The 18,925-nt window shown below is 58.0% G+C and carries 16 protein-coding genes; 10 read left to right on the top strand and 6 right to left on the bottom strand.

All coding sequences use genetic code 11. The features are described 5' to 3' along the window. Nucleotides 1–3: 3 nt before the first annotated feature. Nucleotides 4–2,244 carry a xanthine dehydrogenase family protein molybdopterin-binding subunit gene (locus tag AC2FI9_RS12405; protein ID WP_496767993.1) on the top strand — a complete coding sequence of 747 codons (2,241 nt, stop codon included), beginning with the start codon at nucleotides 4–6 and terminating at the stop codon, nucleotides 2,242–2,244. Between the two features lie 46 nt (nucleotides 2,245–2,290). On the opposite strand, the gene AC2FI9_RS12400 is transcribed toward AC2FI9_RS12405, so the two are convergent. From AC2FI9_RS12400 to AC2FI9_RS12390, 3 genes are all read right to left on the bottom strand, one after another. Then, nucleotides 2,291–3,070, bottom strand: a complete 780-nt coding sequence (locus AC2FI9_RS12400; protein ID WP_496704586.1) for a gamma-glutamyl-gamma-aminobutyrate hydrolase family protein — start codon at nucleotides 3,068–3,070, stop codon at nucleotides 2,291–2,293. Between the two features lie 225 nt (nucleotides 3,071–3,295). Then, nucleotides 3,296–3,721, bottom strand: a complete 426-nt coding sequence (locus tag AC2FI9_RS12395; RefSeq protein ID WP_496767991.1) for a GlcG/HbpS family heme-binding protein — start codon at nucleotides 3,719–3,721, stop codon at nucleotides 3,296–3,298. A gap of 25 nt (nucleotides 3,722–3,746) precedes the next feature. Beyond that, nucleotides 3,747–5,879 (bottom strand): malate synthase G, encoded by a 2,133-nt coding sequence (locus AC2FI9_RS12390; protein WP_496767989.1) that lies wholly within the window; start codon nucleotides 5,877–5,879, stop codon nucleotides 3,747–3,749. A 205-nt stretch (nucleotides 5,880–6,084) separates the two neighbouring features. On the opposite strand from AC2FI9_RS12390, the gene pepN reads away from it, so the two are divergent. From pepN to AC2FI9_RS12365, 5 genes are all read left to right on the top strand, one after another. Next, the gene (pepN, locus tag AC2FI9_RS12385) at nucleotides 6,085–8,637 is read left to right on the top strand and encodes an aminopeptidase N (RefSeq protein ID WP_496767987.1); all 2,553 of its coding nucleotides are present in this window, start codon (nucleotides 6,085–6,087) and stop codon (nucleotides 8,635–8,637) included. Then, the gene (locus AC2FI9_RS12380; RefSeq protein ID WP_496767985.1) at nucleotides 8,634–9,062 is read left to right on the top strand and encodes a hypothetical protein; all 429 of its coding nucleotides are present in this window, start codon (nucleotides 8,634–8,636) and stop codon (nucleotides 9,060–9,062) included. Before pepN ends, AC2FI9_RS12380 begins: the two co-directional genes overlap by 4 nt. A 130-nt stretch (nucleotides 9,063–9,192) precedes the next feature. Beyond that, a complete protein-coding gene (locus AC2FI9_RS12375) occupies nucleotides 9,193–10,455 on the top strand; it encodes a hypothetical protein (protein ID WP_496738025.1) in 1,263 nt (420 codons plus the stop codon). A 70-nt stretch (nucleotides 10,456–10,525) separates the two neighbouring features. Next, nucleotides 10,526–12,037 (top strand): Asp-tRNA(Asn)/Glu-tRNA(Gln) amidotransferase subunit GatB, encoded by a 1,512-nt coding sequence (gene gatB / locus AC2FI9_RS12370; RefSeq protein ID WP_496738026.1) that lies wholly within the window; start codon nucleotides 10,526–10,528, stop codon nucleotides 12,035–12,037. Between the two features lie 172 nt (nucleotides 12,038–12,209). Continuing rightward, the gene (locus AC2FI9_RS12365) at nucleotides 12,210–12,620 is read left to right on the top strand and encodes a DUF4177 domain-containing protein (protein ID WP_496767983.1); all 411 of its coding nucleotides are present in this window, start codon (nucleotides 12,210–12,212) and stop codon (nucleotides 12,618–12,620) included. Between the two features lie 37 nt (nucleotides 12,621–12,657). Here AC2FI9_RS12365 and AC2FI9_RS12360 read toward each other — a convergent pair whose 3' ends face one another. Next, nucleotides 12,658–13,047 (bottom strand): VOC family protein, encoded by a 390-nt coding sequence (locus tag AC2FI9_RS12360; protein WP_058274355.1) that lies wholly within the window; start codon nucleotides 13,045–13,047, stop codon nucleotides 12,658–12,660. A 40-nt stretch (nucleotides 13,048–13,087) separates the two neighbouring features. Between AC2FI9_RS12360 and AC2FI9_RS12355 the strand changes: the two genes are divergently transcribed. Continuing rightward, complete coding sequence (locus AC2FI9_RS12355; protein WP_496738028.1) at nucleotides 13,088–13,624, top strand: winged helix-turn-helix transcriptional regulator; 537 nt, start codon at nucleotides 13,088–13,090, stop codon at nucleotides 13,622–13,624. Between the two features lie 20 nt (nucleotides 13,625–13,644). Here the strand turns inward: AC2FI9_RS12355 and AC2FI9_RS12350 are convergent, their stop codons facing one another. Next, nucleotides 13,645–13,899, bottom strand: coding sequence for a BolA family protein (locus tag AC2FI9_RS12350; protein ID WP_058279592.1), 255 nt, complete (start codon nucleotides 13,897–13,899; stop codon nucleotides 13,645–13,647). Between the two features lie 108 nt (nucleotides 13,900–14,007). On the opposite strand from AC2FI9_RS12350, the gene AC2FI9_RS12345 reads away from it, so the two are divergent. Continuing rightward, on the top strand, nucleotides 14,008–14,634 hold the full coding sequence (locus tag AC2FI9_RS12345) for a J domain-containing protein (protein WP_496767981.1): 627 nt from the start codon (nucleotides 14,008–14,010) through the stop codon (nucleotides 14,632–14,634). Nucleotides 14,635–14,639: 5 nt separating this feature from the next. Here the strand turns inward: AC2FI9_RS12345 and AC2FI9_RS12340 are convergent, their stop codons facing one another. After that, nucleotides 14,640–15,548, bottom strand: coding sequence for a Hint domain-containing protein (locus AC2FI9_RS12340; RefSeq protein ID WP_496767979.1), 909 nt, complete (start codon nucleotides 15,546–15,548; stop codon nucleotides 14,640–14,642). A gap of 319 nt (nucleotides 15,549–15,867) precedes the next feature. Between AC2FI9_RS12340 and cobS the strand changes: the two genes are divergently transcribed. Further along, complete coding sequence (gene cobS, locus AC2FI9_RS12335) at nucleotides 15,868–16,854, top strand: cobaltochelatase subunit CobS (protein ID WP_058274350.1); 987 nt, start codon at nucleotides 15,868–15,870, stop codon at nucleotides 16,852–16,854. Nucleotides 16,855–17,034: 180 nt separating this feature from the next. Then, a complete protein-coding gene (cobT, locus tag AC2FI9_RS12330; protein ID WP_496767977.1) occupies nucleotides 17,035–18,912 on the top strand; it encodes a cobaltochelatase subunit CobT in 1,878 nt (625 codons plus the stop codon). Nucleotides 18,913–18,925: the final 13 nt, after the last annotated feature.

The raw sequence follows: 18,925 nt of genomic DNA, 5'->3' as shown, positions 1-18,925 counted from the left end.
ACGATGGCATCCGTTGGAAAAATCCTCCGTCGTACTTTCTTGATCGGCTCAGCAGCGATTGTCGGGGGCGTGGCCTTTGGCGCTTACTACGTCAGCCGCCCGGCCGCCAATCCGCTGAAACCAGCAGAGGGCGAAACCGCACTCAGCCCCTTTGTTCTAATCGACCAGCAAGGCGTCACTCTATTCGCCCCGCGAGCCGAGATGGGACAGGGCGTGATGACCACGTGGGCGGCATTGATCGCCGAAGAGCTGGACGTGGAACTGGACCAGATCCGCGTTTTACATGGGCCAGCGGCTGCGGCCTACTATAACTCGGCACTTGTTGGTGAAGGGTTGCCGAACAAGGGCTATGACATCTCTGACTTCCAGCACAATCTCGGTGAGGCTCTGGGCGTTCTTGGCCGAACGCTGAGCTTGCAGGTCACTGGCGGGTCGACTTCGATGAAGGACGGGTTCGAGCGTATGCGCGAGGCCGGAGCGACCGCACGCGAAACGTTGAAGCAGGCGGCAGCCGATCGGCTGGGCGTGGATCGTTCCGAACTGAAAACCGAAAAAGGCGCAGTGATTGCGCCTGATGGAACTCGCATTCCGTACACCGAACTGGCGGAAGCCGCGGGTCAGATCGAACCTCCGCAGGTCGAGCTGCGTGATCCGTCCAACTGGCGTTTGCTCGGGCGGAACCTGCCGCGCGTTGATGTGGTCGGAAAATCCACCGGAACAGCCGAATTCGGCATTGATGTGCGCCCCGAGGGTCTGAAATTTGCCTCGGTCCGCATCAATCCCAAACTGGGCGGCGAGATGAAGGGCTTTGATGCCAGCGCAGCCGAGCAGATGTCGGGCGTGGAAAAGGTGGTTGATCTGGGCAATGGCGTGGCTGTGATTGCCAGCAACACGTGGCTGGCCATTCAGGCGGTCGAGGCAATTGACGTGGACTGGGGCGATGCGCCCTACCCACCGGAAACCGACGCTGTATTTGCGGAAATCGCGAAGGCTTTCGACGCGTCACCCAATTCGACAATGCGTGATGATGGGGATGTGGACACCCTGCCCGACGGTGCCACCGAGGTCACGGCTGAATACACGGTGCCCTATCTGGCCCACGCAACAATGGAGCCGATGAACGCCACCGCGCTTTTCACAGGCTCGGCGCTGGAGTTGTGGTGCGGCAACCAGGCACCGACACTTATTCAGATACGCGCGGCCAATACCGCCAACCTGGATAAAGAGGCCGTTCAGATCCACACCACCTATCTGGGCGGAGGGTTTGGCCGCCGGGGCGAGCTGGACTTCGGCGAGATCGCCACAAAGGTCGCAATGGCCATGCCCGGCGTCCCCGTCCAGACCACCTGGAGCCGTGAAGAGGATATGCGCCACGACTATTACCGCCCTGGCGCGATGGCCCGCATGCGCGGCGCAGTGAAAGACGGTCAGGCCGTTCTGATTGACGGCAAGGTCGCGGCGCAATCCTGCACGCAACAAGCGGTTCAGCGCTATACCGGCCTGCCGGCTGGCGGCCCTGACAAAGTGCTGGTCGAAGGGTTTTTTAACCAACCTTACGCGGTGCCAAACTACCGCATGAGCGGGCACATCGCAGATCTGGATATTCCGGTCGGTTTCTGGCGCTCGGTCGGGAACAGCCACAATGGCTTCTTCCACGAGACCTTCATGGATGAGATGGCCCATGCCGCAGGACGAGATCCGCTGGAGTTCCGTTTGGAATTGGCCAAGGCCGAGCACGCTCCATCGGCAGGCTGCCTACAAGCCGTGAAAGAGATGTCCGGCTGGACCGGAGAAACCCCTGATGGTGTCGGGCGCGGTGTGGCGATGACCTACAGCTTTGGCACCCCTGTTGCACAAGTGATTGAGGTCGTCGATGAGGACGGCACTATCCGTATCGCCAAGGCATGGATCGCCTGTGACGTGGGTCTGGCCCTGGACCCCGGCACAGTCGAGGCGCAGATGTTCGGTGGCATGATCTATGGCTTGTCGGCAGCCGTGATGGGTGAGATCACATTTTCGGACGGAGAGGTCAAACAGTACAATTTCCCCGACTACGACGCTCTGCGGATCCACAATGCTCCGGTGACCCAGGTGGAAATTCTGGAAACCAACCACCACATGGGTGGCGTTGGCGAACCGGGGACACCCCCGTCCATGCCCGCGCTCGGCAATGCCCTGTTCGACTTGACGGGTGAGCGCGCGCGCACCCTGCCTTTGATCAATCAGTTCAATCTGCTGGTTTGATCGCGCTGCGCCGGTCCGGACCCTCTCTCTCGGATCGGCGCAGGAGTTACGCGGATTGTTGGACCAACGCCCTATCCGAACCGGTTGCCCATGCATGTACAGCAGCACCGAACGCCTTGAATAAAGGGCGGGACACGGGATCATTTTCAGCATCCCATTCCGGGTGCCATTGCACTGACAACGTGAATCCGGGCGCGTCCTGAATGTATATCGCCTCGGGCGTTCCATCGGGGGCTTGACCATCAATCACAACCCGACGCCCAACCGATTTGATCCCCTGCCCGTGCAACGTGTTTGTCATCACTTCGGTCGCGCCCATCAGGCGGTGGAATACACCGCCCTCGTTTAGCGCAACGACATGACGCAGGGCAAATTTCTCTTCCAGGGTCCCATCGGGCGGCATGCGGTGGTTCATCCGACCCGGCAGCTCGCGGATTTCCGGGTACAGTGTCCCGCCCATCGCCACGTTGACTTCTTGGAACCCTCGGCAGATGCCAAAGAAGGGCTGGCCACGCTCCACACAGGCGCGCACCAGCGGCAATGTGATCGCGTCGCGCGCCCGGTCAAATTCACCATGGGCCTCAGTTGCGGGCTCGCCGTATTCTTCAGGGTGAACGTTCGGGCGCCCGCCGGTCAGCAGAAATCCGTCACAGACCTCTAGCAGCTCATCAACCGAGACATAGCGCGGATCGGCTGGGATCAGCAGCGGCAGACAGTCCGACACATTGGCAACCGCGTCCGAGTTCATCGTCCCACCGGCATGGGTCGGATATTGATCATTCATCAAATACGAGTTGCCGATGATACCGACGACGGGTCGAGACATGCTGCGTTCCTGCGTTTTCTGTTTGTTTTCCAAAAACTATCGACGGCAAGAACAGCGCGCAATAGCACAGGCCCTGCGTGTCAGCGCAAGCTCTTGTTCAACTGTGCACATGATGGAATATGAACGCGCTTTGTCTGGTACTTTGGCCATTGCCCGTTTTTGTGGCGTTGCACGAACATCGCATTGGGTCAGAGAGCCCAAAAGGCTCTCCGCCAGTCATCAGGTTCAGATCTCGCCAATCAAGCCAGCGGTTTCGATCCCGGCCAATGCCGCTGCGGCATCATTGTCAGACGTATCGCCGGTTACGCCGACCGCACCGATCACCGCGCCCTTTTTGTCGCGCAGCAACACACCACCCGGAACCGGCACGACCTGCCCACCATAGACGCCATTCACCGCTGCCATGAAATAGGCCTGCGCTTCGGCCCGCTGCATCTGCGCGGTGCCCGCCATGCCCAGCATCACTGCGCCATTGGCCTTGCCATGCGCAATCGCGAACCGACCCGGGGCCGCGTCGTCTTCGCGTTCGAAAGCGATCACATGACCGCCTGCATCAAGAACGACGACAGAAAGGGGTTTCAGCTCCAATTCGTGCCCCTTCTCAAGGGTCTTTCGGATGATGGTGCGGGCTTTGCGGAGGGAAACTCCCATGTCGTGTCCTATCGTTCCTGATCGTTTAAAGGCTGGCTTTCAGTTCCAGACGGCGAGCATGCAGGACCGGCTCGGTATAGCCCGAGGGTTGCACACGCCCCTTGAAGACCAGATCACAGGCCGCTTGGAAAGCAATTCCGTCGAAACCGGGTGCCAACGGGCGATAGTCTGCGTCGTTTTCGTTCTGGCGATCCACCACTGCGGCCATTTTTTGCATAGCAGCCATGACCTGCCCTTCCGAGGCAACTTCATGGTGCAACCAGTTGGCCAGCGCCTGAGATGAAATCCGGCATGTCGCGCGATCCTCCATCAGGCCGACATCGTTGATATCCGGCACCTTCGAACAGCCAACCCCCTGATCAACCCAACGCACCACGTATCCAAGAATGCCCTGCGCGTTGTTCTCGATCTCGCGGGTGATCTCGTTCTCGCTGAGGTTTCGACCGCCCAGCAACGGAATGGTCAGCAAATCCCCCAGCGTCCCCCGCGCGCCACCGGCAGCCAGTTCATCCTGGCGGGCCAGCACGTCAACCTTGTGATAATGCGTCGCGTGCAATGTCGCAGCTGTCGGCGACGGCACCCAGGCGCACGTCGCGCCGGATTTCGGGTGGCCGATCTTCTGCTCCAGCATATCACCCATCCGGTCGGGCATCGCCCACATGCCCTTACCAATCTGCGCCTTGCCCTTCAGACCGCAGGCCAAACCAGTATCTACGTTGCGATCTTCATAAGACGCAATCCACGGCGTGTTCTTGATGTCGCCCTTGGGCAGCATTGGCCCAGCTTCGATCGAGGTGTGAATCTCATCCCCAGTCCGGTCAAGAAAACCGGTGTTGATGAAAGCCACCCGCGATTTCGCAGCGCGGATGCATTCCTTGAGGTTGACCGACGTGCGGCGCTCTTCATCCATGATGCCCAGCTTCACGGTATTGCGCGGCAGGCCAAGGATGTCTTCGACCATGTCAAAAATCTCGACCGAGAACGCGACTTCTGCCGGTCCGTGCATCTTGGGCTTGACCACATAGACCGAGCCTTGGACCGAATTTCCGCCGTCTCGCTTGAGATCGTGCATGGCGATCAGCGTCGTGCAGAGCGCATCCATCAACCCTTCGCCGATCTCATTGCCCTGTTCATCCAACACAGCAGGGTTTGTCATCAAATGCCCGACGTTGCGGATCAGCATCAGCGAACGACCCTTCAGGCTGGCTGCCCCACCGGATGCTGCAGTAAAGCTCAGGTCCTGGGCCAGTTTACGGGTAAAGGTCTTGCCACCTTTCGCGACCTCTTCTGTCAGGTCGCCCTTCATCAGACCCAGCCAATTGCCATAGGCAACAACCTTGTCCTCGGCATCGACACACGCAACCGAGTCCTCGCAATCCATGATCGTGGACAGGGCGGATTCCAGATAAACATCGGAAATGCCAGCAGGATCCGCCGCCCCGATGTTGCTGGACGGGTCGATCACGATCTTGATGTGCAGACCGTTGTTTTTCAGCAGCACAAAATCGGGGTTCTCAGTCGAACCGCCATAGCCAACAAATCGCGAAGCGTCCGTCAGTGCGGGCACCAATGCCCCCTCTTCAACCCGCAGTTCAGGCGCATTCGCCCACGAGCCATTTGCCAATGGAACGGCGTCATCCAGAAACCCCTTTGCCCAGGCAATCACCCGCGCGCCGCGCGCCGCGTCGTAGTCGCCAGCCGCAGGCAAATCACCCATAGCGTCCGTTCCATAAAGCGCGTCATACAGACTGCCCCAACGTGCATTGGCTGCGTTCAGTGCAAATCGCGCATTGGTAATCGGAACAACAAGCTGCGGTCCGGGGATCGAGGCGATCTCGGGGTCGACATTGACGGTTTCAATCTGGAAATCTGCACCTTCTTCGACCAAATAATCGATCTCGCGCAGGAAAGCCTGATAGGCCTCGGCGTCGTGGTCCTGCCCTTGACGCTCAAGATGCCATGCATCGATCTTGCCCTGAATGTCCTGCCGCTTGGCCAGAAAGGCGCGATTCTTGGGGCCCAGTTCGGCGACCATGCGCGCAAGACCATCCCAGAATGCGTCGGCTGTGACACCTGTACCCGGCAGGGCTTCGCCTTCAATGAACTCGGCCAGAACCGTATCCACCTGCAATCCGCTGCGCGCCTGTCTGCTGCTCATTTTGTTTCTCCCGGGAATGTGCACGACTGTATGCCGTCAGCATTTAGGGCGAAAGTTTCCGATAGGCAACGTGCGTCGCAGCGTCGCGGTCAAAAAGACTTACCAAAATCAGACTTGAGGCATTCCGGCGCGCGGATCGCACCGCTTGCAGCCAACCGCCACAGCCCATACGTTCGCGCAAACACAAAATCACGCGAGGCCCCTGATGCGCGACGCTGCCCCCACGACGATCTATCTGAAAGACTACACGCCCTTTGGCTATCTGGTGGACAGCGTGCACCTGACGTTCGATTTGGCCGCCCACGCAACCCGCGTCACCTCTCGCATCGCATTTCGCCCGAACCCGGAGGCCAGCGACAAGACGTTCTTCCTGCACGGTGAGGACCTCAAGCTGATCCGCGCATCCATTGATGGTGCGGAAATCACCCCCGAGATTACCGACAAGGGCCTGACCGTTGCTGCCCCCGACGCGCCGTTTATCTGGGAAGCCGAGGTTGAGATCGATCCCGGCAATAACACGGCGCTCGAAGGCCTGTATATGTCGAACGGCATGTACTGCACCCAGTGTGAGGCTGAAGGGTTCCGCAAGATAACCTATTACCCCGACCGCCCGGACGTAATGTCCACCTTTACCGTGCGCATCAACGGCGACCTTCCTGTACTGCTGTCCAACGGCAACCCTTCGGGCCAAGGCGAAGGCTGGGCCGAATGGACCGATCCGTGGCCTAAACCCGCTTACCTGTTCGCGCTGGTCGCGGGCGAGCTGATCGCCCATCCCGGCCAGTTCACCACCATGTCGGGTCGCGATGTGGAGCTGAACCTCTGGGTCCGTCCCGGTGACGAAGGCAAATGCGATTTCGGTATGGAAGCCCTGAAGAAATCCATGAAGTGGGACGAAGACGTCTATGGTCGGGAATACGACCTAGACGTGTTCAACATCGTGGCCGTAGACGATTTCAACATGGGTGCGATGGAGAACAAGGGGCTGAACATCTTCAACTCATCTGCTGTTCTGGCCAGCCCTGAAACCTCGACCGACGCCAATTTTGAACGGATCGAAGCGATCATCGCGCATGAGTATTTCCACAACTGGACCGGCAACCGGATCACCTGCCGTGACTGGTTCCAACTGTGCCTGAAAGAAGGGCTGACCGTTTTCCGGGATGCGCAGTTCACCTCGGACATGCGCTCGGCCCCAGTAAAGCGGATTGAGGACGCCATCGACCTGCGCGCGCGGCAGTTCCCCGAGGATAACGGGCCCTTGTCGCATCCCGTCCGGCCTGAGAGTTTTCAGGAAATCAACAACTTCTACACCGCCACCGTCTACGAAAAAGGTGCCGAGATCATCGGTATGCTGAAACGTCTGGTTGGTGATGAGGCCTACACCAAGGCTTTGGATTTGTATTTCGATCGTCACGATGGGCAAGCCTGCACCATTGAAGACTGGATCAAGGTGTTTGAGGACACCACCGGCCGCGACCTGAGCCAGTTCAAGCGCTGGTACAGCCAATCCGGCACGCCGCGCGTAACAGTGAGCGAAGATTGGAATGACGGCACATATACGCTGACACTGGCGCAGCACACCGAAGAAACACCTGGGCAGTCCGAAAAGCTGCCGCAAGTGATCCCAGTCGCTGTAGGTCTGCTTGGCCAAAACGGGGACGAGGTGCGCGCAACCGAGGTTCTGGAACTGACCGAAGCGCAACAAAGATTCCAATTCACCGGGCTGGCGGCAAAACCTGTGGCCTCGATCCTGCGAGATTTCTCGGCCCCTGTGATCCTTGAGCACGATCACACCGACGCCGAACGCGCCTTCCTTCTGGCCCACGACACCGATCCTTTCAATCGGTGGCAGGCGGGACGGTCTTTGGCGCAGGACACGCTGTTGCGCATGATCCTGGAAGACGCAACGCCGGGTGCGGATTACCTGGACGGGGTGTTGGCCGTTCTCCGCGACGGCGATTTGGACCCGGCGTATCGCGCCCTGATGCTGGGTCTGCCTTCGCAATCCGAGCTGGCGGCCGCGTTGTCCGACCGGGGCGAAACACCTGACCCGATGGCGATCTGGACAGCGGTAGAGACACTGCGACAGGCAACAGCCCAGCACGTCCAGGACCTGCTACCGCGTTTGCACAGCGAAACCTTGATCGAGGCAACATACAGTCCCGATGCAGACCAAGCCGGCAAACGTTCGCTTGGCAATGCCGCACTGGCCCTAACATCCCGGCTTGATGGTGCGGCAATGGCAGCCGAGCAATACGCGGCGGCTGGCAACATGACACAGCAACTGAGCGCCCTGTCCTGCCTGCTGCGCGCAGGCAAAGGCGAGGCCGAGCTTTCTGCGTTCTACGATCAATGGCAGCACGACCGTCTGGTGATGGACAAATGGTTTGCCCTTCAGGTCGGAATGGCCTCGCCAGCGGCCACGGCAGACATCGCCCGCACCCTGACCGAGCACGCCGATTTCAACTGGAAAAACCCCAACCGGTTCCGGGCGGTAATGGGTGCACTGGCGATGAACCACGCCGGTTTTCACCGCGCAGATGGTGCGGGTTATGCGTTGCTGGCCGACTGGCTGATCAAACTGGACCCTGTCAACCCGCAGACCACGGCGCGGATGTGTTCGGCCTACCAGACATGGAAACGCTATGACGCGGACCGTCAGGACCTGATCCGTGCACAACTGACCCGCATCGCAGAAACGCCTGACCTGTCGCGCGACACGACAGAAATGGTCTCGCGCATTCTCAACGCATGACGGAATTCACGTTTACGCGTCAGAATCGGGCACCGCGCACCGTCGGTGTTCTGATCTGCGTCCATGCGGCCTTGTTGGCACTTGTGATCCTGTTCGACGCGGCGTGGTGGCTGGTAGTGCTATTGGCGTTGCCTACGTTACCGGCTATTTGGGATATCACACAGAACACCAGCGCAGGGCTGGTTCTTGATCAGAACAAACTGCGCTGGTTTACCGGCACCCGAGAGGCCGAAATTGATCGTTCGGACATTGATTATTTCCGCTTCGACACGCGCTGGGATTTCTCGGTGCGCGTTTCACTGGTTCTGACATCCGGCAAACGGATTCGGCTGCCTGATGAGTCGTCTCCGCATCACAGGGACTTCGAACAGGTCCTGCAACAGGCTGGTTTTCGAATTGAACGTCATCACTTCGTCGCATTTTGAAACAATAGGTTCATTTTTGAAAAATTAGAGGCAAATATTAACCAGTCCCCTTCAAAGACCTTGAATTTGACACCGATTGCGGCAAAGCTCTTACCCTCAAGTTTCTGGTTTGTTTGTTTCGAGTGCCGCCATGTTCTGGTTTTTGAGGGACCGTTGGTCCCGTTCCCGATCTTCTACTACTCATCCCGCTGCATCCGGCGCGTATTTCGCTGACCCGGCTGTTTCGCCCGTGTTGCCGGACCAAGGGCAACTGAACATACCATTGGCTGATGTTCAGGCCCAGGATGAGATTGGGCGCAGCTCGATAGAAAAAGGCCGTTTCCTGGCCAGGCAGGATCGCTGGGCAGAATTGTCCGACCTGATGCGCAAAGCAGACGACGCACGGGACACTGCACCCGACGGAATGCCCGTCGCCGAATTGCTGGCGTTTGGGGCACGAGCCGATGTGGTTCTGGCCGCAGAGCACGCGCTGTCTGACGCCAAAGCGCTATCAGAATTTGATGTCATGAACGGCATTTCCGAATTGGAAGACGAGATGCGCGCGCACTCGGGCGACCCGATGATCGCCTTGGTTGTCGCTTTGGCCCACATTGACATGGCATGGGCATGGCGCGGGACAACGAACGAAGCAACCCTTCCCTCGCTGCACCAATCCCGCTGCGCCGCCCATTTCGATCGGGCAGCTGCAATCCTTCCCGATTGTCGCGAGGCCGCAGCGGAGAGCCCCATTGTCGCCTCGGCTGGCTGCGCAATTTTGGCGGGTCAGCGTAGAGCAAACACACGGGTAGCGGATGAATACGAGCGGTTGATCAAGCTCGACCCGATGAACCATCGACACATGCGCGCGATGGGCACTCACCTGCTGCCGCGCTGGTTCGGAAGCTATGGCGAGCTTGAGGTCCAGGCGCTTCGTATGGCGGCCCAGACCCGGGACATCTGGGGGGCCGGAGGCTATACTTGGGTTCAGTTCGATGCAATTGCTCTGGACGAAGAGGCCTGCGCGCGTCTGGATGTCGATTTCTTCCTGGAAGGCATGCACGATATTCTGCGCCTTCGCCCTGACCAGCAAACCGTCAACATGCTGTCGGCATACTGTGCCATCACGATCCAGAACGGCGCTGGCCAGTGCGACAAGGCTGATCTGGTGCGCAGCCAGATACACCAGGCTGCAAACTGGCTGATCCGCGACCACCTGACCGAATTGCACCCGTTGATTTGGGCCCATGCAGCAAATGGGTTCAACAACAGTGTTCGGATCAATTCACCTGAACGGTTTGCGGCCCGCGGGCAACGCGATGCTCTGCGTGCAATTGGCGATCTGTTCCGTGATGAGCTGCGCAGCGGATTGGATGTGACCTTTACTCCGACGGGTTTGCGCCTATCCGGGCACTGATTCCCCCTTGCCCCTAGGCCGTGCCGGGCCTAATACGCAGGCTTAGACTTCTGCGGAAATGAGGCGCGCCATGCTCGACCTGACATACGAAATGCCCAAACCCAAAACCATTGCCGGGGCCAAGCACGATTGGGAACTGGTCATCGGGATGGAGGTGCATGCGCAGGTCTCGTCCAATGCCAAGCTGTTCTCGGGCGCATCGACCCAATTCGGGGCTGAGCCGAACTCGAATGTTGCATTCGTGGACGCCGCGATGCCGGGAATGCTGCCGGTGATCAATGAATATTGTGTTGAACAGGCGGTACGAACCGGTCTGGGCCTGAAGGCGGATATCAACCTGGTATCGGCCTTTGACCGCAAGAATTATTTCTATCCCGACCTGCCGCAGGGTTACCAGATTTCTCAGCTGTACCAGCCCATCGTGGGCGAAGGTGAAGTGCTGGTGGAAATGGGCGACGGCACAGCACGCATGGTGCGGATTGAACGCATCCACATGGAACAGGACGCAGGCAAATCGATCCATGACATGGACCCGCATATGTCCTTTGTCGACCTAAACCGGACCGGTGTTTGCCTGATGGAGATCGTCAGCCGCCCCGATATTCGCGGCCCCGAAGAGGCGGCAGCCTACATCGCCAAGATGCGCCAGATTCTGCGTTATCTGGGCACCTGCGATGGCAACATGCAAAACGGCAACTTGCGGGCGGACGTCAATGTTTCGATCTGTCTACCCGGTGCCTATGAAAAGTATCAGGAAACGCAGGACTTCTCGCATCTGGGCACCCGTTGCGAAATCAAGAATATGAACTCGATGCGCTTTATTCAGCAAGCGATCGAAGTCGAAGCGCGTCGTCAGATTGCCATCGTTGAAGGTGGCGGCAAGGTCGATCAGGAAACCCGGCTATATGACCCGGACAAGGGCGAAACACGGTCGATGCGGTCCAAGGAAGAGGCGCATGACTATCGCTACTTCCCTGACCCAGATCTGCTGCCGTTGGAGATTGAGCAGGCATGGGTGGACGACATCGCCGCCAAACTGCCCGAACTGCCCGACGACAAGAAGGCGCGGTTTATCAGCGAGTTCGGCCTGACGGATTATGACGCATCTGTTCTGACAGCCGAGGTGGAATCGGCTGCCTATTTCGAAGAGGTCGCCAAAGGCCGCAACGGCAAGTTGGCCGCAAACTGGGTCATCAACGAACTGTTTGGTCGCCTGAAGAAAGAAGACCACAGCATCACCGACTCGCCGGTTTCGCCTGCGCAGTTGGGCGGGATCATCGATCTGATCGCCTCAGACGCCATTTCTGGCAAGATCGCCAAGGATCTGTTCGAGATTGTCTACACCGAAGGCGGCGACCCGGCACAGATCGTTGAAGAACGCGGCATGAAACAGGTCACCGACACCGGTGCCATCGAAACTGCGCTGGACGAAATCATCGCGGCCAACCCATCGCAGGTCGAAAAAGCCAAGGTGAACCCCAAACTGGCAGGCTGGTTTGTTGGTCAGGTCATGAAGGCAACTGGCGGCAAGGCGAACCCCAAAGCCGTCAATGAGTTGGTCAGCAAAAAGCTGAGCTCGTAAACCTTTCGGTTCAAGAAACTGCAACGGAGTGGTCCGTGCATCTGGCGCGGACCACTCCGGCCCCGCGCGCGGGGCGCAACAGACAAAACAGAATTTGCCCAATGGGCGATGATGACTGTTCGAAACCCGACAACATGTTAGATTGCCAGGGATCGGCAACCAGGAAAATCTGATGCAGCGCTACGAATACAAAGTTGTCCCCGCCCCGCTGAAAGGCACCAAGGCCAAGGGCGTCAAAACTGCCGAAGGGCGGTTTGCAGTGTCGATCGAACAGATCCTGAATCAGATGGGGCAGGATGGCTGGGAATACCAGCGTGCGGAACTTCTGCCCAGCGAGGAACGCGCTGGCCTGACCAGTTCCACCGTGAACTGGCGCAACGTTCTGGTGTTTCGGCGTGAGATTGCAGCTGAATTTTCTTCGGAGCGTGAGGCGGTTGAGGACAGCGACGATGCCCCCGTGGCTCAGCCGGTGCCTGGACCAGAAGAAGTGCAGGCCCCTGCACCGATTTCAGAAGAGGTCAAAGATCCGCCATTGACCCTGAAGCCAACAGACCTGTCCGAAAAGGACAAAGAGCAGACCTAAGCGGTCTGCTCGGGTTTTCATAGCCTGCAGCTGAATTTTACTCGGCAGCGCTTGCTGCTTGGCTCAGATCCTGCGCCAGCATCAGTGCATTTCCGTCCGGGTCGTAGAACGTTGCGGTGCTGACCATGCCCTCGATCGTTTCAGTCGCCCCATCGAACCTGACGCCCGAGGATTCGAGCGCCTGACGCGCCGTCGCAATATCCGACACCCCGAACACCGGCACCGTATTGCCAGGCGCAGGCTCGGCCTGTTCACCCAGGCCCAAGGTCACACCGTCGGTTTTGGTTTTCATCTCGCTCCAACCGGCCTCGTCAATATGGTGGATCAGCTCAAACCCCAGCTTGGCCTGATACCATTCGGCACTGACATGCCTGTCTTGCACGGACATGGCGAGCGTGATCGTGTTTTCCAGTGAAACGAGTGGCATTGAACTATCCTTTTGGCGAAAATTAAAGTAACTATACTTTATGGACATAACGATTCTTGTCAAGCTTACATCCCGCGCCTGGTCCCTGAACATTCTGGCGTTGATGCATGAAGGCACGCCGGGACGACAGGCACCGCTACTGGCTGCGACAAGCGCCGGCAGAACCGCTTTTGCACAAAGCCTTGACCATTTGATTCAATTGGGTTTTCTGGAACGGAATCCCGGCCACGGTCATCCGTTGCGTCCCGAGTTTCGATTGACCCAAACGGGTGAAACTGCGGCCGAAATCGCCAGCCGAATCGTGAATGCCGTGCCAGATGACGCTGATTTCGCGTTACTCAGACGCAGTTGGACGGCACCTATTCTGGCGTTGACCGACAGGCCCCAACGGTTCTCGACCCTCAAATCCGGTCTGATCACGATTTCCGATCGCGCACTTTCGACGTCGCTTCATCGCCTGGAAAAGCAAGAGTGGATACAGCGAGACATTGATGCGACGCACCGGCTGCCTTTTCCCACCTATCGCGCGGTGAATCAGGGAATCGCGGTTAACAGGGCCATTTCTCTGGTCGCCTAGGCACCGACCAAAGGGCCTGTTCAGGTATCAATATCCAGCGCCAGCGCATGAATGCGGGGCACGATGTCACCCAGTGCCTTATGTACGGCCCGGTGGCGGGCGACGCGGGATTGACCCTGAAAAGCGCTGGCACGAATACGGACGTTGAAATGGCTTTCGCCGCCCTCTTGAAACCCGGCGTGTCCTCGGTGGCTTTCGCTGTCATCCACGACTTCCAGCTCACGCGGTTCAAAGGCTGCCATCAGGCAGGTTCGGATCTCGTCGGTAACAGTCATTTTTTTGCTCACGGGCGAAAATTTTACCGCCCCCCCTCTTCTACTTTCGGCTGCTTAGACTAAACTGCTGCCTCCGAGTCGAAAAGATGCGTTCTTAAGGATGAGCACATGGTGAAGTCAGACCCCTTCGGATTTGATATGTCCGTATCCACTTCGAAGAAAAAGAACCCGCGCGGGCGTCGCGGAATGTCGGGCGCGTCTGAAACCTCGACGCGTATCTGCGATTACGAAGGTTGCGAAGAACCGGGCAAGTTCCGTGCACCCAAGGCCCCTGACGTTCTGGACGACTTTTTCTGGTTCTGCCAGCAGCACGTTCGCGAATACAACAACAAATGGAACTTCTTTGACGGCACCACCGAGGCCGAGCTGAACGCCCAGCGCTCCAAGGACAAAGTGTGGGAGCGCGAAACAAAGCCAATGGGCGATCCCGAAGCGCGCGCATGGGCGCGTCTGGGCATCGAAGACCCGCATCAGGTACTTGGCGCAAACAGCACCCAAAACAAAGGGCGCACGTCAGGTGGTGGCGGTCGTCGCCTGCCCCCCACGGAACGCCGCGCGATCGAAATTCTGGAAGCCAACGACAGCTGGACCAAGGCCGAGGTGCGCAAAGCGTACAAAAAGCTGATCAAGGTGCTGCACCCTGACATGAACGGCGGCGACCGTTCCCAGGAAGAGCAGTTGCAAGAGGTCGTCTGGGCGTGGGATCAGATCAAGGACAGCCGGAACTTTAGGTAGTCGTCTTATCGACGACCGTACATGCGCAAAAGCGCCTCTGTTTCGGGGCGCTTTAGGCACCGCACGCGAGTTTGTTCCAAAGTGGGTTTAAGGCTGAAACGATCCGGGAATAGCATACCAAGCTCCTCGACATCTTCGCGATCGAATGACAAAAGCGCCATGTCGCCCAGAAACAAGCTTTCTGTCGGCAAACCATGCGAAATCAGTATCGCATGGCGATCACAGGCAACGTGGAAATACGTCACGGCCTCATCGGGCCGCACTTGTCGAATTGTTTTGTCATTGACCAAATGAATTGCCGCAGCAAAAACTCTGGGCTCTCCAAACAGCAATTCGGCGCGCCACCCTTCGAGAACAATCCTATGCTGTGGGGACACGTATAAATCACGATCAGGCAAACCGTCCCCGATTGCCCCTTTCTGGATGCAAACAGGGCGCAATCGCGGGTTTCGCTGCAACGCTTCCGCGCTCATGGTCTTTTTGCCAATCCAAAGGATAGGCAACAGCGCACCGCTGGAAACGCGAACTTTGTCCCCAACCGACAGTTCTTCGACAGGGCGAGGGCCTTTTTCGGTTTCTATCAAAGTGCCCTTTACGAAACATGGCACTGTTCCGGCAGGAAGGTCGACTGTCACACTGAGAGAGGCATTGTTACCATTTCCCGGATTTCCCGTCGTCGCGCGTATTAGAACCGTGAGTTGCGTATTCGGGGGAATGTCTGCCCCCTCAGTAAGCTCAACGGTCAGAACTCCGCTCGGTGAAATCGAAACAGTGTAGTCGGAAGGATCCAATCCACCATTGCCAGTTACGGTCACGCTCCACGTCACAGCTTTGGTCGCGGTATACTGCTCCGCAACCGAGCTCGACCCACTGGGGATGGAGATAGAAGTCGGACCTGAGATTACTAACGACATTTTTACCTACACTCTTAAAAACAAAATCGGGAACCGCTTTTGCACAATCATATATGCATATTTAACTCATCATATCTTACTATTGCAATGTTAATGCTTCACGGGACTGCGTGGCGGCGTTCTGGACCCAAAATTCGTGCTGTCCAAGATTTGAAAGATTAGCTCGAGACATTGGACGCAACGTCGATAAGGCCAGTTTCAAAGAAACATCCGCCTAAGTACCTACCAGCACGGCTTTCCCTTGCCCTTGCCCGCAATATGTTGCACCACACACGAGTTCAAACCCGGCAACGCGGGGCAAAGGATAAGGACAAGGCGAATGGCTGACGGATCGATCGACGTAAACGCAAAACCCACCGAAGAAATTTCGGTCCGTGACGTGTTCGGTATTGAAACCGACATGGCGATCAAGGGCTTTGCTGACCGCAGTGACCGCGTACCCGCGATCGACCCGACCTACAAGTTTGACCCGGAAACCACACTGGCCATTCTGGCAGGCTTTTCCCACAATCGTCGTGTGATGATCCAAGGCTATCACGGCACGGGCAAATCGACCCATATCGAACAGGTCGCAGCCCGCCTGAACTGGCCCGCCGTGCGTGTGAACCTCGACAGCCACATCAGCCGGATCGACCTGATCGGCAAGGACGCCATCAAACTGCGTGACGGCAAACAGGTCACCGAGTTCCACGAGGGTATCCTGCCCTGGGCGTTGCGCAATCCTGTCGCCATCGTGTTCGATGAATACGACGCGGGCCGTGCCGACGTGATGTTCGTGATCCAACGTGTGCTGGAACACGACGGCAAGTTGACCCTGCTGGACCAGAACGAGATCATCACGCCGAATCCCAATTTCCGCCTGTTCGCCACGGCAAACACTGTGGGCCTGGGCGATACAACTGGCCTCTATCACGGCACGCAACAGATTAACCAGGCTCAGATGGACCGCTGGTCGCTGGTCTCGACGCTGAACTACCTCAGCCATGATGCCGAAACGATGATCGTTCTGTCCAAGGCGCCGCACTACAATACCGAGAAAGGCCGCAAGACCGTCAGCCAGATGGTCACTGTTGCCGACCTGACCCGGACCGCCTTCATGAACGGTGACCTGTCCACAGTTATGAGCCCTCGGACCGTTATCAACTGGGCCCAAAACGCCGAGATTTTCCGTGATGTGGGTTACGCTTTCCGCCTGTCCTTCCTGAACAAGTGTGATGAGCTTGAGCGCCAGACCGTGGCCGAGTTCTATCAACGTTGTTTTGATGAGGAACTGCCGGAAAGTGCAGCGAGCGTAAGCTTGGGGTGAAAGCCTTTTTTGTCATAGCATCGATCTGGGTCGTTTTTGATTCATTTTGGCTATTTGACAAAGTAGGTTGGAAAAAGTCGGCGCCTTCAGACATGACGGCGTCGCAATATGTTCACCTGATACGGCTGCGTTGGGAGTACGCAATACTTTTCCTAGCAGCAATGATCTGGAGTACGTTCATTGTCTAAACCTAACGACAACCCCGCCGATCCGTTCAAGAAGGCCTTGGCCGAGGCCACCAAGGTTATGGCCGACGATCCAGAGCTGTCTGTAAGCTATACGGTCGACCCCTCGGGGCTGTCGGGCGAGTCGATGCGTTTGCCGCAGGTTTCTCGGCGGATGACTCGCGAAGAGGTTTTGCTGGCGCGCGGTACGGCGGATGCTTTGGCGCTGCAGCGCCGATATCATGACGATGCGACCCATAATCGCTATGCACCTCCGGGTGATATGGCGCGGGATCTTTATGAGGCCATGGAAGTTGCCCGGTGTGAAGCGATGGGCGCGCGGGATATGCCCGGCACCGCATCAAACATCGATGTCAAGATCGGGCATGAGGCGCTGCGCCGTGGGTACGACCAGTGCAAGCAACCCGCAGATGCCCCCTTGTCGGTGGCCGCGGGTTATCTGATCCGCCACTTGGCAACCGGACGCGACCTGCCGCCTGCGGCCGAGAACATCATGAACCTCTGGCGTGGCTTCATCGAAGAGCAGGCTGGTGGCACGCTGGAAAACTTGCAGGACATCCTTTCGGATCAGGCCGAGTTTGCCAAATTTGCCCGCCAGATGATCAAGGATCTGGGGTATGGCGACCAGTTGGGCGAAGACCCGGACGAACTGGACGAAGATCAGGAAGATCAGGCTGAGGACGACGCCGAAGAACAGCCCGATCCCGACAGCACCGGTCAGGATGATCAGGACGAACAGGACGCCGACGCGACCCCTGAGCAAACTCAGGAAGAGCAGCAGGATCAGTCCCAGGCCCAGGTCTCGATGGACGAGATGGCCGAGGATGAGATGGGCGAAGAGGCCGAGATGCCCGAGGGCGAGGCACCGTTGGAGCCACCTGCCCCACCGCCAGCGTCCGAGGCCGACCCGGATTATAAGGTTTACCTTGGAACCTTTGACGAAGAGATCGCAGCCGAAGACCTGGCCGAGCCTGCCGAATTGGAACGGCTGCGCGCCTATCTGGATCAGCAGCTTGAGCCGCTTAAGGGTGCCGTCAGCCGTCTGGCGAACAAACTGCAGCGCCGTTTGCAGGCGCAACAGAACCGCTCTTGGGAGTTTGACCGCGAAGAAGGTATTCTAGATGCCGGGCGACTGGCGCGTGTTGTGGCCAACCCGACCACGCCGCTGAGTTTCAAGGTCGAAAAAGACACTGAGTTCCGCGATACGGTGGTGACACTGCTGCTGGATAACTCGGGCTCGATGCGCGGTCGTCCGATCTCGATCGCGGCGATCTGTGCCGATGTTCTGGCCCGGACGTTGGAACGTTGCAACGTGAAGGTCGAAATCCTTGGCTTTACTACGCGCGCTTGGAAAGGTGGCCAGGCACGTGAGGCATGGCTGAATGACGGTCGCCCGCAACAGCCGGGGCGTCTGAACGATCTGCGCCACATCATCTATAAAGGCGCGGATGCCCCGTGGCGTCGCGCGCGACCCAACTTGGGTTTGATGATGAAAGAAGGCCTGCTGAAAGAGAACATCGATGGTGAGGCGCTGGAGTGGGCGCATCGCCGGATGCTGGCGCGACGCGAACAGCGTAAGATCCTGATGGTGATCTCGGACGGCGCGCCGGTTGATGATTCAACGCTCAGCGTTAACCCCGCGAATTACTTGGAAAAACACTTACGCGACGTGATCGGAATGGTCGAAAAACGTAAGATGGTCGAGCTTTTGGCCATTGGTATCGGCCACGATGTAACCCGATACTACGACCGCGCGGTAACGATCACGGATGTCGAACAGCTGGCAGGTGCGATGACTGAACAGCTGGCGGCATTGTTCGACAGCGATCCTCGGGCACGTGCACGCGTGATGGGGATGAAGAGGGCCAGCTGACGCTGGCCCTGCC

The sequence above is a fragment of the Ruegeria sp. CDSA246 genome (assembly GCF_059611225.1).
This window is presented reverse-complemented; position numbering and strand designations above follow the sequence as displayed.